This is a genomic window from Microcoleus sp. Pol17C6 (assembly GCF_036701145.1).
Classification (GTDB): Bacteria; Cyanobacteriota; Cyanobacteriia; order Cyanobacteriales; family Microcoleaceae; genus Microcoleus.
This window is the reverse complement of the sequence record NZ_JAUBQH010000032.1, coordinates 1-16,173: the sequence shown is the minus strand read 5'-3', so window position 1 is coordinate 16,173 and position 16,173 is coordinate 1. Positions and strand designations below refer to the sequence as shown.

Genomic DNA, 16,173 nt, shown 5'->3' with positions numbered 1-16,173 from the left:
ATCGGGAATGGGGAATGGGGAATGGGGAATTGGTTATTTGTGATTAGTTATTGGTTATGGGTTATTGATTATTAGTTACTCGTTACCCATGCCCCATGCCCCATGCCCCATGCCCCATGCCCCATGCCCCATGCCCAATTCCCAATAACTACTTACTCTTTTTCAAAATTTGTCCCTTGTCATCAATTGTCAAACCGCTATTGGGAAAATCGCTCTTTGTCAAACGGTCAATCAACCCCACAGTCCTAAAATTGTTATCAACAGCCGGCACACCTCGCCCGTCAAGTTGGACGGGGATAATCTTACCAGAAACAAAATCCCCTTGCGGAGTCATTTTCACATCCAAAATTAGAGATTTACCGAGTGCTCCTGCTGAGGACAAAGTGCGATAACCCAAAAAATTGCCCAGCGAATAAGCAATCAATTTCCCTTTATAAAGTTCCATCGCTCGGGGAACGTGCGGGCCATGTCCCAAAATCAAATCTGCTCCCGCATCAATCATCGTCCGCGAAAACAAAACCATATTTCCCCGGTTTTCTCCGTAAAAGAACTCAGTTTTATTTCTCACATTCAGAGCTCCCGTTCCTTCAGAGCCAGCATGAACTGATATCACTACAATATCAGCTTTTTCCTTGGCTTTTTTGACAACTTCTGCTCCTGCTTTCAGTTCCAGCAAAGAATTGTGAACGTCGCCGTAGTTGCTGAAACCGATAAAGGCAAAATTCACGCCCTTGACATTTTTATAAACAATTTGATTTCTTTTACCAACAGCCTTCATGCCATTGCTGTCGATGTTTTTAATCGTGTCATTAAATCCCTGCTCGTGAAAATCGTAAGAGTGATTGTTGGCAATACTCAAAATATCAAAACCAACATCTTTGAAGATTTTGGCATAACTCGGAGGCGTCCGAAAGGCAATCAGCATTCGTCCGCCGCCTGCTTTGGAACTGTAAGGATAATCGGTCATCGTGCTTTCAAAATTGCCAAACAGAATATCAGCTCCTTTGAGGTACGGTTTTACCGACTCTAATAACATCTCTTTTTTTGCCGGCAGTTTGTTGTAGGGATAATTTGTACCGGGAACCATGTCGCCAACTGCTTTGATACTGACAGTTGCGGGCACAGTGGCAGGTTTTTTGGCAGCCGGGGAGGGCGATTTTGGATCTGGAAGGGGTTTGGCTGCGGCTGCTGGTGTCGAGCTCACTTCTTGTACCGCAGGCTTTGACGTTCGAGGGTTATTAGTAGCGGTGGTTGAGGATTTGTAAAGTTGAGAAGCCAGAACCAAGCCGGATATCGGTACGAGAATCAGACTCAGAGCACCTACTGACAGCCCAGATTTTTTAGTTTTAGTGCGGGCTAACTCTGGCTGCGGTGATGGCTTTTGCTGCCGTTGGTTTGTGGGTTTTGGAGTTGGGATTTTAGGGGGTTGGGGCGGAGATTGTTCTGGTGTTGGAGGGGGCGCAGTTGTGAAATTTTGAGGTTTTTCTAGCTTGGGCAAAGTGACAGGAATGGGAGAAGCGGGTAGACTCGCGGCTACTGCTGCACTCGCGGCTACTGCTGCATTCACGGCAACTAATGCACTCACGGGTTCGGAAGTCAAGCGTTTTTTTAATTCTACCGTCTGAGTCCAAGCGGGCAATTGCTGGCCGCCCTGCCGCCCGTAAATTGTCACTGAGTAAAGGTTATTTGGTTGCAGCCGCTGCAACCCTTTGACTGCGACTCGGAGACAGGCTTCTTCTGCGGGCAATTGTTCTGCTTCCAGCAGCAGGTGCAGGGTGTCATTTTCCCGGCTGGCTTTAGCCGTGACGCCGAAGCTTTGGAGTGCTTGGCCGATCAGAAATGCGATCGCCCTGGCATCGCCTTCTTTTGCTAAATTTAAAATATCTTGTTGGCTCACAAACGCCTCTACTCTCACACTAGAAATTTAGCTCGATCTTATATCAAATTTGGCGGCACAGCGTTAAATACCGATTGATTTAACTTAAGTAAGTGGGTACCAATAAACAAAACGTTGGCAGAGGACGCCTGCGTGAAAGGGTCTACTCGCTCTCACTCTAGCTCCTAACTAAATCCGACCCTACTTTTATAAGATATTATGATTTTTGGCGCTTGCTAGCTGAATACAATATTTCCTAACGGTTATCTTAGCCGATCGCCCAAACACTTCTATCCGGCATAATTGCCCCCTTCAACTTAACATCGGTCAAATCAGTGCTCTCTTTATTACAGTATTTTGGGTAAATAAAACTGGTTTATGAGCGTCGAGAGTGCGTCGTGGAATGTACTGAAAATATGCGGTTTAGCAGCGAAGAATTAACGAAAAAACCGGGTTTCTCGTTACGAGTGCCAATGCCCCTGTCCCACTTCCGCCCAAATTCACACAAAAACGATCAACCTGCAGGCTCGGAAGCTTGTTAAACTCTTGGTCATGCCACGCTATTAGTGAGAAATCGACGGCGAGCCAAAATCGTCTGCTAGCGCCCCCGCAGTGCTGCGCTGCGGGGCCTGCACTGCACACTGCACGTAGGTGAGATTAGCTGCAATCAACTTTCGGGATGCCGCTGCTAAAGTCGCGGCCGCCAATGTAGTTGTTCGTTTTAAACTAATTATTTAAAGGAGTTGCACGTCAATGACACAATTGTGCTTATGAGAGCTGGCTCGGTGCCCTCTCAAACCAGGGTTTTTCGTTAGTCTGGTGCTATTAGCGAGTTAGTTAAGCCCATAGCAGCTAGGATCGAGCTAACTCAAGGTTAAACTAAAGCTCGTCATGCGGCGTTGCCTCTCAAAACCCGGATTGAGTCTTATGGCGCATTACCGCTCCTCTGTATGTTTGTTCACCTGCATTGCCTGTCTGGGCGCTGCGTTCAGTCCAAGTGCCGACGGAGGGCAACAGGTACTCAATGCCTCTGCGCGTGCTGTTTCCCAAGAAATTGCTCAGGCAAACTCTCCCCCGGACGATCGCCAGGATTCCAAGCCTCCAAAACCGTCTCCAGCGCCCGATAAAAACAAATCTCAGCCGTCCAAAACGTCCAAATCTAATTCTAAGATCCCGAAATCGGTATCCAATTTGATCGTCATTTTGTCTCGTCAGCGGGGGTTCTTAATGTTGGGTTTGGCAGCAGTTGTCGTCACGGCAGCGGCAGTATTTATCATGATCAAATTAGTTAGCAGTGACGAGTCAAATTATTCTAAGCGAAGACGAGGAAGATTTGATCGCCACAACCAAAGAAACTCTCAATTTACTAATCCTGATTCTCCTACAAACTCGCACGAAAGTAGACCGAAAGAGACTTCTTCGGGGCGACAGTCGCTGCCAGCCTTGCCCTACCCTTTTGATTTGCCAAAAGGCCACAGTATCGAGAGCAGCGATCGACCTTTACCGTTTATCAGGGAATCCGGGGAACCAGAATCCAAGGATGCAGCAGTCGAGGGCGAGCGAATTAACTCCGACACCTCGCCCTTGGAAACTCACAGCAACGGATACAGCAACACAGGTTTCAACATTCCCGAAACCACTAATCAAACGGATTCCCTAGCGAAGAAGAAAGGTATTGCCCTTCCCGAAACGGATGGTAGACCTAAAGTTGATATTATTGAAGCACTGATTGAAGATTTGCAGCAGCTAAATCCGGCCAAGAGAGGCAAAGCAATTTGGGAACTAGGCCAGCGGGGAGATTCCAGAGCAGTTGAACCGTTGCTCGATTTGCTCGCAAATTCCGACTCCAAGCAGTACAGTCTAATTTTGGCAAGTCTCTCGGAAATTGGCATCCGCACGCTCAAACCCATGAATAATGCGTGGTCAATTTCGCTGCAAAATGAAAATCCCGAAGTGCGTAAAAATGCAATTCGCGACTTGACGCGGATTTACGAATTGGTGAATCAAATCAGTTACTTGTTGCACCGTGCGACGGACGATCCAGATCCAGAAGTTCAGGAAACTGCTCGCTGGGCAATCAATCAGTTGAACCGCCTCCGTCCGCGTTCTGGGATGGATTAATAAATGTAGCAATTTTCAAATAACTTGAACTTGAGATTTGAAATTGGAAATTTATAATTTAGATTATGTTAAAATTAGTGAATGCTGACTAATGACTAAGGACTAATGACTAATAACCATTTAAAACTATTGTTCCTCTCAACTTCGGTCGGTCAACTCGGTTCTGGGTTGGGCGGCGGAGTCGAACTTACAGTCCTTAACATCGCTAAAGAATTACAGAGTCGCGGTCATAAAATAGCAGTGGTGGCGCCGATTGGTTCGGTTTTAGAATCAATTCCCGTAATCGAAATAACGGGTGATTTGCAAGTAACGGCCCAAACACAAAATTACAATGATCCTATTGTGATGCCCGCAGATTCTGTGCTGGCGAATATGTGGGAATATGCTCGCCAAGTTCAGGATGAATGGGATGTCATTGTTAATTTTGCCTACGATTGGCTGCCGTTTTATTTGACACCATTTTTTAGGACTCCGATCGCACATTTGATCAGCATGGGCTCCCTTTCCGCCGCCCTCGATCGCATAGCCGGACAAACCGCCCTCCAGTTTCCTGGTACGATCGGAGTTCACACCGCTTCTCAAGCCCAAACATTCGCCTTTGCCGATCAATGTCAGTTGTTGGGAAATGGCATAGATTTATCCCTGTACGAATTTTGCAACCAACCGCAGTCTAAATTAGCTTGGCTAGGCCGCATCGCCCCGGAAAAAGGCTTAGAAGATGCAGTAGCAGCAGCGAAAATTACAGGCATTCCCCTGAAAATTATGGGCAAAATGCAAGATGAGGATTATTGGCAAAAAATTTGTGCAGATTACCCGGATGCTCCGGTAGAATATTTAGGGTTTCTGACAACAACCCAAATGCAAGAGCAAGTCCGTCAGTGCCGAGCATTGTTGATGACACCGCGTTGGGTGGAAGCTTTCGGAAATGTCGCGATCGAGGCTTTAGCGTGCGGTGTGCCGGTGATTGCTTACGAGCGCGGGGGGCCGGCGGAAATTGTGAGAGACGGGCTGACGGGCTTTTTAGTGGAGCCTGATAGCGTAAATGGCTTGGTAGGTGCGATCGGCCGCTTAGACCAAATTGACCGCAGCGCTTGCAGGCGACAAGCAGAGGTAGAATATTCTTTAGCAGCTTTGGGCGATCGTTGTGAACACTGGTTCAAATCTATCACTGCTAGTAGGGTGCGTCAGTAATAATACTGGCCAATTTTTAGAAATATCCGCTGACTGACGCACCTTACAAGTTTATTGAACAGCAATTCAACTCTATTCTAAAATTGAGTTAAATAAACTCTTAATCGACCACAAAAAAAGCAAACAGAAAAAACTATGGCAACCGAACGTTTAGTGCTTTTATCCAGTAGAGAAATCGAAAAAATGCGCCAAGCCGGCCGTTTAGCGGCCGAACTTCTGCTACATCTCGAACCGATGGTAAAACCGGGAGTAAGCACTCTAGAAATTAACGATGAAGCCGAACGCTGGACTTTGGCACACGGAGCAAAAAGTGCTCCGCTAGGCTATAAAGGATTTCCAAAATCTCTGTGTGCTAGCGTCAATGAAGTAGTCTGTCACGGCATCCCCAATGCGAAACAAATTCTGAAAGAAGGTGACATTATTAATATTGATGTAACACCTTTAGTTGATGGTTATCATGGCGATACTTCCAAAACTTTTTTTGTGGGAACACCTTCACCTGTAGCGAAAAAGTTAGTTGAAGTAACCGAGGAATGTTTAAGAAGAGGAATTGCGGAAGTCAAACCGGGTGCTCGTACTGGCGACATAGGTGCCGCGATTCAAGAATATGCTGAAGCACAAGGTTTTTCGGTAGTGAGAAATTTTGCGGGACACGGGATTCACCGAGTCTTTCACACTGAACCGGAAATTCTGCACTACGGCAAGCGGGGTACGGGAAAAAAGCTCAGACAAGGCATGGTTTTTACGATCGAGCCGATGATTAATGAGGGCACTTGGGAAGTGGAAATTCTCGCCGATGGTTGGACATCTATCACCAAGGATGGAAAGCTTTCGGCTCAATTTGAACACACTCTGGCGGTGACTGATTCTGGGGTGGAAATTCTGACTTTGCCGTAGCAATCATTAACAAAAAATCTGAAAAATTCGCTCCTAAATCAATAATCCATCATATCCCGTAGGGGCGGGTTTCACCGACAATATCTAACGATTATAAACAATATAGATAAACCCGCCCCGTCACAACCGATAACCCACATCAACCTGAAATTTGCATCGAATCCGAAAATGTAGGTTTGTATTTATGGGTGGGTGGGGGCGGGTTTTCGAGATTGTCTGTTTCAGTCAGAAATTGTCTGTAAAACCCGCCCATACGGAATTACGATCGATTCACCAAACACGATATAAATAATAACTAATAACTAATGACTGACATAAAATTTCTGCAACCAGGAGATTTGCTCAAAGTAATTGCCCCTAGTGGCACTTTGCGAGAATCAACCAACTTTGAAAAGGGTGTAGAAATTTGGAAATCTCGCGGCTATCGACTTGAATTAACACCGGGTTTTGACGATCGCTGGGGCTATTTGGCAGGTTCCGACGAAAACCGCGTCCGACAGTTGGCAGATGCCCTCAATGACCCGGATTGTCGCGGTATTCTCTGTGTTCGAGGCGGTTTCGGCAGCACTCGGCTTTTGGAAAAAGGAAATGTGGGAAAGGCGGAAAATTCTCAATTTCCAACTCCCGATTCCCATTCGCCGAAATGGTTAATCGGCTTTTCCGACATTACTGCTTTGCTGTGGAATCAGGCTAAATTGGGTGTTTGGGGTGTTCACGGGCCGATGCTGACAACTTTGGCTGCTGAACCGGATTGGTCTGTCGATCGACTTTTTGACTGCATAGAAGGTCGTCCCTTACAATCTTTGCAAGGTAAAGGATGGGGCAGCGGACAAGCCACCGGGCGGCTGTTTCCGGCGAATCTGACGGTGGCTTCTCATTTGCTCGGAACCCCGTATCAACCGGATTTGACCGGGGTTATTCTCGCCTTTGAGGATGTTTCCGAGGCTCCTTACAGGGTCGATCGAATGTTGACTTTGTGGCGGATGGCGGGGGCTTTCGCTGGCGTGCGGGGCATTGCTTTGGGGCGCTTCAGTCGCTGCGAGATTGAGCCGAGTATTCCCAGTTTTAGCATTGAAGAGGTTTTGCGCGATCGGCTGGGGGATTTGAATATTCCCATTGTCTCGGATTTGCCCTTCGGGCACGAGGGAGTTAACGCTGCTTTGCCAATGGGAATTAGGGCGAGTCTAGACGCTGAATCGGGATTGCTGATTTGTGGCGATCAATCGCAACTTTAGATTAGGGATCAACGTCTATAACTTTAACATGAGATTTTGCACCCGCTAAATAGCCGGGTTGGGTGAGGTTGACACGGTTGGCAGAAATTACATTTAAAATGGATTGTGTATGCAAATGTCGGCGCCAAGAAAGCAAAAAGATTTTAAAATTTTCGAGAGGTTGATATGAGAACTCACAACTTGTTAAACAGTATTGCTGCCGCTGTGCTAGTTGCAGGATTGGCACTCACTGGCATTTCGTCTAGTGCAGTTGGCGAACAGATACAGAATAACGATCGCATCGACGGAGTAATTCGCCGCACTTCCCCCATCTACCGTTTCCGAAATATGTGGACACCGGGATCTCCGACGGAAGAATTGCGGGGTCAAGAATACACATTCAGCGCTCGGGAAGGCGATAACATTGAAGTGTTTTTAGACACAGATAGAAGTCGCGGTTTTACTCCCGTCATGGTGCTGTTTTACGGGAACAACAAACAAGTCGCTTTTACGCAAGACCGTTCTTTTAATTATCAAATTCCCCGTAGTGGCGATTATAAACTGTTAGTGTTAGCAAAAGATGCTGCCAGAGGCGGTAGCTACACGCTGGAAGTTGCGGGAATTGATGGGGGCGGCAGACAATCTCGCAATTCGCGGGACGATTGGTACACGAGACGAGATAACGATCGATATGACGGTCAATATGACAGAGCACAGCTTCTGCAAGATGATTTTGGCTTGCGGTCTGTTGATTGTCGCGAGAGACGTTCTATGGTGAGAGTCAGGTTTGATGAGGGAAATCAAGACTCGACTTACTGCGCTGTACCGAATAGAGCTTTTCCGGCGGGAGATTATTACTACAATTCGCGGACTAGAAATTTAGACTCGGCGAGGCGGAATGATAGTAGATTCGATGCGGGCCGAGATCAATGTCGGGTAGTGGTGGGCGGAGTTTGTGTGACGAGATAAGTAGGTCAAACTGTAGGGCGGCATCAGAAACCGGGTTTCTTCGTAGAAACCTGGTTTCTTTGCGTAAGTTGTTGCGGCCTTTAAAATGTCTGTCAAAAAAAATCAAAGTCTTGTGGGGAGTAGGGATTGGGCATCCCGCCCGCCCTGAATATACAATTTAAATGCGCGACAGCTTATCGACGCACTCCGACTCCTCGAAACCGGGTTTTTTACGCTCATCTGTGGGCTGCAACACGTCTTTCAGAAAAAACCCGGTTTTTGACTACCCGTGCCTTCAGAATTATTGGTATATTAATAATATTAATGATGTGGCAAAATATATGAGCGTTAAAGAACTTGAAACAGCAATTATGAACCTGTCGGTTAAGGAACTATCAGAACTCACTGCTTGGCTGATAGAGTATCGCCAACAGGTTTGGGATAGGCAAATTGAAGACGATTTGGAGGAGGGGCGGTTAGATCCACTACTTGATGAAGTTGATGCAGAGTATGAAGCGGGATTGGCTAAAGTGTTATGAAGCATCTGACTTTACCGCGTTTTTGGAACTGATATCACCAGCTACCTCAAGAAATACAAGCTTTAGCCGATAAAAATTACGAATTACTCAAAGTCGATCCGTATCACCCTTCGCTGCATTTTAAAAAAGTTGGCAGGCGAAAGCATTTGCAATCGGTGCGAGTAGGGGATAGTTACCGAGCTTTGGGAGTTGAGAAACCTGAAGGTATTGTCTGGTTTTGGATAGGGACTCATGGCGATTACGATGCAATATTAGCTCAGAAATAAGGTTCACTTTGAATCCTTCAAACTAGAAAGTACGTCATCTATTAAATATATGGGTGTCAGGGAGATGCACAGTATTTGACATAATAGGAGTACCCCAAGGTTTAAAGCTAGCATAAAACCGGGTACGAGTATCAAAACCAAACCTATACAAATAATGTAAAAATTTGAGCTGTACAGCAAAGGAGCAAATAAAGCAGTGAGAAAAAGCCATTTGAGGAGAAATGGCAAGTTACCCTGAGTGTTTATATTGTATGAAGGCTTCGCTCCACGACAAGTAGGCTTGTAGATCAACCCGAGTACAGACAGATCTCTCCAAAGTTCTACAGTGGATTCAAACTTTATTTTCTTCATAGTCTTAACGTCTGGAGTCAAAAATAATGTAACAGCAGCATCCAGAATCTACCCGTTTATATTGTCAAGTATTGCTGTACTGGGTTCTTTACTAGGTTTTTATTCAATTTTTTTATTCAATGAGTGCCCCCCAACAAGTGGAGAAAACTCCATTATACAGCGCCTATAATGCCAGGAGTCTAGATGTCATTTGCGAGGCTGGTGGCGCAAAAAGGGCGGTTCAGCTAATTTACCGCCAGCCTCGCAACCAACCAAATCCCGATCGCCCAAAATCGAACTCAGCCACTCCCCTCATCTCCCTCCCCGCCGATCGCCGAATTTTCGATCAAAAAGGACGATCGCACAGTGGTAAGCTACCAAAGGCATTGAAATATCTAAGGTAGAGAAAAGTTAAAATGTCGGCATTAAATGAAGTTCCCTTGTTGTTGCGGGCAGCCCGCGGCGAAACCCTAGACCGCCCGCCCGTGTGGATGATGCGTCAAGCCGGCCGCTACATGAAGGCTTATCGAGATTTGCGAGAAAAGTATCCCTCGTTTCGCGAACGTTCCGAAATTCCCGAAGTTGCGATCGAAGTTTCCCTTCAGCCGTGGCGCGCGTTTCAACCCGACGGCGTAATTCTGTTTTCCGATATTGTCACCCCTATGCCCGGTTTGGGCATCGACATGGACATCGCCGAAGGCAAAGGCCCGATTATCCACGCACCCATCCGCACTCAGCAGCAAATCGACAACCTGCAACCGCTGAACCCGGAAGAAAGCTTGCCGTTTATCAAAACAATCCTGAAATCCCTGCGCGAGGAAGTCGGCAACAAATCCACCGTGCTCGGCTTTGTGGGCGCGCCGTGGACGCTGGCGGCCTATGCGGTTGAGGGTAAAGGTTCTAAGGATTATGCGATCATCAAAAACATGGCATTTTCCGATCCAACTTTACTGCATCAGTTGCTGTCGAAATTCGCCGATGCGATCGCCGTTTACGTGCGCTATCAAATCGACTGCGGCGCGCAAGTAGTGCAAATGTTCGACTCCTGGGCCGGTCAACTGTCCCCGCAGGACTACGACACCTTCGCTCTACCTTACCAGAAACAAGTATTCGAGCAAGTCAAAAAAACCCATCCCGACACACCGCTAATTCTGTTAGTCACTGGAAGTGCCGGCCTCCTCGAACGCATGACAACATCCGGCGCGGATATCATCAGCGTCGATTGGACTGTTGACATGGCCGACGCGCGCCGACGTTTGGGCCCGAATATGAACGTTCAAGGAAATCTCGATCCGGGCGTGTTGTTTGGTTCTCAACCGTTTATTCGCGATCGAATTCTTGATACAATTCGCAAAGCGGGCCCGCGCGGACACATCCTCAATTTGGGACACGGCGTGTTACCGGGTACTCCCGAAGATAACGTGCGTTTCTTCTTTGAAACCGCAAAACAAGCCGACAAATTGCTTGCAGTTCCTGCTTGATTTGATTTCGATTGTAGAATCCAATCGAATCCGGTTAATTGCACTTGATATTTGTAGGGATACGGCAATGGCGTATCCCTACGGTGGAAAAAGATTATATAATCGGAGCAAATCCGGTTAATTGCATCTGATATTTGTAGGAAAACGGTATTTCCTATTAATGTCAACTTAACGTTAAACCCGCAGTCCGGCAGGGACTTAAGTCCCTGCCTCAAAGCTAAAGTCCTCTTAAGAGGACTGAGAAAAAGACTTGTAAACTCATTAGTCCTCATAGCGAGGACTTTAGCTATTAGACAGGGACTTAAGTCCCTGGCGGCTTTCGGCTTAAGTTGACACTAATAGGCCATGCCGTCTGCCCTACCGCCCTTAAAAGCGTCAAACCCTCCCTCTTCCCCTGCGGCAAAATGAACTCCAAAAAAATTTTTGTGACGGGTGCAAGTGGCTGTATCGGTCACTACATGGCCGAAACTTTGATTCAAGAGACAAACCACGAACTTTACCTCTTAGTTCGCAACCCGGAAAAATTAAAATTTGACTGGAAAGCCCGCCCCGGCATCCATATAATACAAGGCGATATGCGAGATATCGATCAACACGCCGAACTTCTCCAAACAATTAATGTGGCAATTTTAGCTGCCACTGCTTGGGGAGGAACTCAAGAAGTGTTTGACGTTAACGTAACCAAAACTCTCCGCTTAATTCAACTACTTTCGCCACAGACTTGCCAACAAGTAATTTATTTTTCAACAGCCAGTATTCTCGGTAGAGACAACAATTTGCTCAAAGAAGCCGGGGAACTGGGGACAGATTATATTAGCTCAAAATACAACTGCATGGTGCATTTATCAGCCTTGACAAATGTGCCTCCGATTACGGCACTTTACCCGACATTAGTATTGGGAGGAGACGCAGAAAAACCAGTCTCTCACTTGTCATCTGGCCTGCCACTTGTCGCAAAATGGATTGGTTTGATTCGCTGGTTTAAGGCAGATGGCAGTTTTCACTTCATCCACGGTGCAGATATTGCTAAAGTAGTTAATTATTTAGTTGAACATCCGCCCGCTTCCGAGGAACCGCGACATTTTGTGCTAGGAAATCCGGCGATTACAGCTAATGAAGTGGTAGAACAAGCTTGCCAGTATTTGAATAAAAACATATTTTTTCGGATTACTCTGTCACCTTGGCTAGCGGATTTCTTTATTTGGCTGTTCCGAATTCAAGTGGCTGCTTGGGATAGATTTTGCATCAGCTACCGCCATTTTACCTATCAAAATCTTGTGAATCCCGAAAGCATAGGAATGCCGAGTTACTGCGGCACAGTTGCCGATATGTTAAGAACTAGCGGGATTCCCGGCAAAGATTCAAATTAGGGGAGAAGGAAGAGGGAAGAAGGAAGAGGGAAGAAGGAAGGAGGAAGAGGGAATGTGCACCTTACGAAATATATGTAGGGTGCGCCGAGGCGTATTTTACGAATAATGTAAGTTTTTTCAAATTCTTTTTTGCCTTAGTCCCATGCTTTTTAAATGCGATTATCGTCAATTAAGGGTCAAATACGATAAGATATCAGCATTTGCAAACTTTAACAGGGAACTGCAAGCTAAAAATTGCGCTGACGATCTTTGTCTTAGGGGGTGTCGCCCCTCGCCAGATATGCGATCGAGTGCAAAATCGTAATTTTAGCCTTAACATGAAGTCTTGAGAGTCGATCGAACTCTCAAACACGCCAGCCCGATCGCAAGTTGTTTACTGATGTGAGGTTTAACATATAATGCGAGTTCTTCTAGTTTACCCGCTGTTTCCGAAAACATTTTGGTCTTACGAGAAAATCCTAGAATTAGTCGATCGGAAAGTTCTGCTGCCACCGCTGGGTTTGGTAACAGTAGCAGCTATTTTACCCCAAGAATGGGAATTTAAGTTAGTTGATCGCAACATCAGACAAATCACAGAAGCAGAATGGGAATGGGCAGAACTCGTTATTCTGTCCGCAATGATTGTCCAAAAAGAAGATTTGCTAGACATCATTCGCGAAGCAAAACGGCGCGGTAAATCCGTAGCTTGCGGCGGCCCTTACCCCACTTCCGTACCCGAAGAACCTCAAGCAGCGGGCATAGATTACCTGATTCTCGACGAAGGCGAAATCACCTTGCCGATGTTTGTCGAAGCAATAGCGCGCGGCGAAAAAAGCGGAATTTATCGATCGGACGGCGTAAAACCCGATGTTACGACAACTCCAGTCCCCCGCTTCGATTTGCTGGAATTAGATGCCTACGATTCGATGTCGATTCAATTTTCCCGAGGTTGTCCCTTCCAGTGCGAATTCTGCGATATCATCGTCCTCTACGGCCGCAAACCCCGCACCAAAAATCCCCAACAATTGATAGCAGAATTAGACTATCTCTACAACTTGGGCTGGCGGCGCGGCGTGTTCATGGTAGACGACAATTTTATCGGCAACAAACGCAGCGTCAAACTGTTGCTAAAAGACTTACAAGTCTGGCAAGAAGAACACAAATTTCCGTTTACTTTCAACACCGAAGCCTCCATCGATTTAGCCCAAGACCAAGAATTGATGGATATGATGGTAGCGTGCAATTTTAATGCAGTATTTCTAGGGATTGAAACTCCCGACGAAGAAAGCCTGCAAATGACGAAAAAATTCCAAAATACCCGCAATTCTCTGATAGAATCGGTAGAGTTAATTGCCAAATCCGGTTTGCGAGTAATGGCCGGATTCATCATCGGATTTGATGGCGAAAAACCCGGTGCCGGTCAGCGGATTGTCCAGTTTGCCGAAGCAGCAGCAATTCCGAGCACAACCTTTGGAATGCTGCAAGCTTTGCCGCACACTGCATTGTCCCACAGACTAGCAAAAGAAGGGCGGTTGCGCGACAAATCTGGCAACCTTAATCAGACTACTTTGATGAACTTTATTCCGACGCGGCCTCTCGAAGATATTGCCCGCGAATATGTCGAGGCATTCTGCGAAGTGTACGATGCTGAGAAATATTTAGACCGGACTTATCGCCATTTCTTAATGTTGGGTGCACCTACAGCAAAGATACCTGCAAGAGTTCCCAGTTGGATCGATTTGCGAGCACTGTTAACTGTGGTTTGGCGGCAGGGAGTCAAGCGCAAAACTCGCTGGAAGTTTTGGCATCATTTGTTCAGCATTCTCAAGCGTAATCCTGCGGTTTGGGATCATTATTTAACAGTGTGTGCTCACAACGAGCATTTCCTGGAATACCGCCAGATTGTGCGGGATGAAATCGAAGCTCAATTAGCCGAGTTTTTGGCTAATGAGTCTCAAACTGTATATCAAGAACCTGTTGCTGTTGAGGAAAAGCAAGTGCAAGCTGTTTAGGGTTGGAGAATTCAACCGCAGATGAACGCAGACAAACGCAGATGAATGTAAGATTGTCTGCGTTTATTTTGTTTTTAATCTGGGTTCCAGGTTCGGGCTGGAAATGTCATATCCTGCCGGTCTGCCACCTTTTGAGAGCAGGCGAGAGAGCCTCCCGAGGGATTCCCAGTTTCTCACTGAAAACGTGAAATACTACTATTGGCGGCAGCAGTTATTTCGGCAGATAGAGGCGCGATCGCCCGCAACTATGAAAATCTAATTAGAAGCTCAAAAATATCAAAATAGCGATCGCCCTCAACCCGCCATGTTAGGAACAAATCAACTCAGAACAGCCGCTCTCTTAGGACTCCTAAGCGGCCTTCTCGTTTTAGGAAGTTATTATTTAATCGGCAACGAGCAAGGACTTTACATCGGTTTAGCGCTAGCCGCATTCTCAAGTTTTAGCTCTTGGTACTATTCCGACACCGCCGCGTTAATGGCTTACCGCGCTCAGCCAATCGCCCGCACCGAAGCTCCCGAACTCTACGATATGGTAGCATCGCTGAGCGAAAAAGCCCAAATTCCGGTGCCGAAAATATTTCTAGTTCCCACTCAATCTCCGAACGCATTCGCCACAGGAAGAGACCCGGAACACGCGACAATAGCAGTTACTGAAGGCATCATCAAGCTGCTTTCCCGCGAAGAATTAGAAGGGGTTTTAGCGCACGAACTGACGCACATCCGCAACCGCGACACACTCACTCAAGCAGTTGCAGGAACAATTGCCGGTGCGATTACATTTGTCGGGCGAATTCTGACTTTTGGAGCGCTTTACGGCCCGGTAACGCGGGACAGCAGACAAGGCGCCAATCCATTTGGTTTGCTGTTTTTAATCATTTTAGCGCCACTATCAGCAACCGTAATTCAATTGGCGATTTCTCGGACTAGGGAATTTGCAGCCGACAGCGGTGCGGTGGAAATTACCAATAACCCGATCGGCTTAGCAAACGCCCTGCAGAAATTGGAGAAACTGGGTCATGAAATTCCTATGCACGGCAATCCTGCGATGTCGCCGCTGCTGATTGTGAATCCTTTTTCGACTAAAGGTTTGCAGTCACTTTTCCGCACTCACCCGCCGACAGAGGATCGCATTCAACGGCTATTAGAAATCGCGCAGCAGCAACAGCAAGGTTCTCCTGTTATGGCCTACGTGCCCGGAATTTAATCGCTCAAAAATGCAGCAACAATATGGAGAAACCCGGTGTTTGGAAGCAGCCGGGTTTCTGTATGTTTATTGGGTTTTTGGTTATTAATTAGGTAGGGGCGATCGCTAGTATAAAACTTTTGCCTTCTTCATGACCAAACTCGCTGAACTGGATAAGCATCAAAAGCCTCATCGCGACTAATCAAAACCAGCGAATGATTCATGGTCTGTGCTACCAGAATGCGATCGAAGGGATCTCGATGATGCAGAGGAAGACCTGCATAAATCTCAGTGTCTTCAAGTGTAATTGCTAGAATTTGAGTGTTAATGTATTGCAATTCCTTCGGCAGGTCTTCAACTGGTCGATTCAGTTGAAGCTTACCGACATTAATTTTAATAGAGATTTCCCACAGGCTGGCAATACTAAAATATAAACCTGTTTTAGTATCGATCGCTTCTTTTGCTTTAGTACCTAGATTGGAATCGCCAAGCAAATACCACAGAAAGGCATGAGTATCTAAAAGGGATTCCATGTTACATATATTCCTTTAGATCTTCCAGCGGTTCATCGAAATCATCAGACATAACGATCTGACCTGCCCAACTACCATAACCATGAGGTTGTTCAAGTTGTTCGGGAGATGTTTCTGTTTTGGCGTGTTTTTCAAGTAGATATTTTGCATAATGCAATAAGCTGCTACGCAGCTAAACCGGATAAAATAGCATTGCCTTTATTTTTGATTTTTCGATCCCATTTAATAACCAT

General features: G+C 46.4%; 16 protein-coding genes. 12 read left to right on the top strand and 4 right to left on the bottom strand.

Features of this window, described 5'->3' with window-relative positions; translation table 11 throughout:
* Positions 1-148 precede the first annotated feature (148 nt).
* Positions 149-1,897 (bottom strand): CapA family protein, encoded by a 1,749-nt coding sequence (locus QUA25_RS17000; protein WP_333039794.1) that lies wholly within the window; start codon positions 1,895-1,897, stop codon positions 149-151.
* Between the two features lie 542 nt (positions 1,898-2,439).
* A complete protein-coding gene (locus QUA25_RS16995; RefSeq protein ID WP_333039792.1) occupies positions 2,440-2,583 on the bottom strand; it encodes a hypothetical protein in 144 nt (47 codons plus the stop codon).
* 220 nt (positions 2,584-2,803) lie between these two features.
* On the opposite strand from QUA25_RS16995, the gene QUA25_RS16990 reads away from it, so the two are divergent.
* The 12 genes from QUA25_RS16990 to QUA25_RS16935 all read left to right on the top strand — a co-directional run bounded on the left by QUA25_RS16990 (position 2,804) and on the right by QUA25_RS16935 (position 15,428).
* Positions 2,804-3,997: a HEAT repeat domain-containing protein gene (locus QUA25_RS16990; protein WP_333039789.1), complete on the top strand. Its 1,194-nt coding sequence runs from the start codon at positions 2,804-2,806 to the stop codon at positions 3,995-3,997.
* Between the two features lie 105 nt (positions 3,998-4,102).
* Positions 4,103-5,188 carry a glycosyltransferase family 4 protein gene (locus QUA25_RS16985; protein ID WP_333039788.1) on the top strand — a complete coding sequence of 362 codons (1,086 nt, stop codon included), beginning with the start codon at positions 4,103-4,105 and terminating at the stop codon, positions 5,186-5,188.
* A gap of 135 nt (positions 5,189-5,323) precedes the next feature.
* Complete coding sequence (gene map / locus QUA25_RS16980; RefSeq protein ID WP_333039787.1) at positions 5,324-6,085, top strand: type I methionyl aminopeptidase; 762 nt, start codon at positions 5,324-5,326, stop codon at positions 6,083-6,085.
* A gap of 305 nt (positions 6,086-6,390) precedes the next feature.
* Positions 6,391-7,320, top strand: coding sequence for an LD-carboxypeptidase (locus QUA25_RS16975; protein WP_333039786.1), 930 nt, complete (start codon positions 6,391-6,393; stop codon positions 7,318-7,320).
* Positions 7,321-7,485: 165 nt separating this feature from the next.
* Positions 7,486-8,268: a hypothetical protein gene (locus QUA25_RS16970; RefSeq protein ID WP_333039785.1), complete on the top strand. Its 783-nt coding sequence runs from the start codon at positions 7,486-7,488 to the stop codon at positions 8,266-8,268.
* Positions 8,269-8,588: 320 nt separating this feature from the next.
* Positions 8,589-8,786: a hypothetical protein gene (locus QUA25_RS16965; RefSeq protein WP_333039784.1), complete on the top strand. Its 198-nt coding sequence runs from the start codon at positions 8,589-8,591 to the stop codon at positions 8,784-8,786.
* A 53-nt stretch (positions 8,787-8,839) separates the two neighbouring features.
* On the top strand, positions 8,840-9,052 hold the full coding sequence (locus tag QUA25_RS16960) for a ParE family toxin-like protein (protein WP_333039886.1): 213 nt from the start codon (positions 8,840-8,842) through the stop codon (positions 9,050-9,052).
* 470 nt (positions 9,053-9,522) lie between these two features.
* The gene (locus QUA25_RS16955) at positions 9,523-9,786 is read left to right on the top strand and encodes a hypothetical protein (protein ID WP_333039783.1); all 264 of its coding nucleotides are present in this window, start codon (positions 9,523-9,525) and stop codon (positions 9,784-9,786) included.
* 12 nt (positions 9,787-9,798) lie between these two features.
* The gene (hemE, locus tag QUA25_RS16950; RefSeq protein ID WP_333039782.1) at positions 9,799-10,863 is read left to right on the top strand and encodes a uroporphyrinogen decarboxylase; all 1,065 of its coding nucleotides are present in this window, start codon (positions 9,799-9,801) and stop codon (positions 10,861-10,863) included.
* Between the two features lie 404 nt (positions 10,864-11,267).
* Positions 11,268-12,233 carry an NAD(P)-dependent oxidoreductase gene (locus QUA25_RS16945; RefSeq protein ID WP_333039781.1) on the top strand — a complete coding sequence of 322 codons (966 nt, stop codon included), beginning with the start codon at positions 11,268-11,270 and terminating at the stop codon, positions 12,231-12,233.
* Positions 12,234-12,631: 398 nt separating this feature from the next.
* Complete coding sequence (locus QUA25_RS16940; RefSeq protein ID WP_333039780.1) at positions 12,632-14,224, top strand: B12-binding domain-containing radical SAM protein; 1,593 nt, start codon at positions 12,632-12,634, stop codon at positions 14,222-14,224.
* A gap of 304 nt (positions 14,225-14,528) precedes the next feature.
* Complete coding sequence (locus QUA25_RS16935; protein ID WP_333039779.1) at positions 14,529-15,428, top strand: M48 family metalloprotease; 900 nt, start codon at positions 14,529-14,531, stop codon at positions 15,426-15,428.
* A 128-nt stretch (positions 15,429-15,556) separates the two neighbouring features.
* On the opposite strand, the gene QUA25_RS16930 is transcribed toward QUA25_RS16935, so the two are convergent.
* Both QUA25_RS16930 and vapB read right to left on the bottom strand, forming a co-directional pair.
* On the bottom strand, positions 15,557-15,940 hold the full coding sequence (locus QUA25_RS16930) for a type II toxin-antitoxin system VapC family toxin (protein WP_333039777.1): 384 nt from the start codon (positions 15,938-15,940) through the stop codon (positions 15,557-15,559).
* 1 nt (position 15,941) lies between these two features.
* Positions 15,942-16,112, bottom strand: coding sequence for a type II toxin-antitoxin system VapB family antitoxin (gene vapB, locus QUA25_RS16925; protein WP_445242229.1), 171 nt, complete (start codon positions 16,110-16,112; stop codon positions 15,942-15,944).
* Between the last annotated feature and the right edge of the window lie 61 nt (positions 16,113-16,173).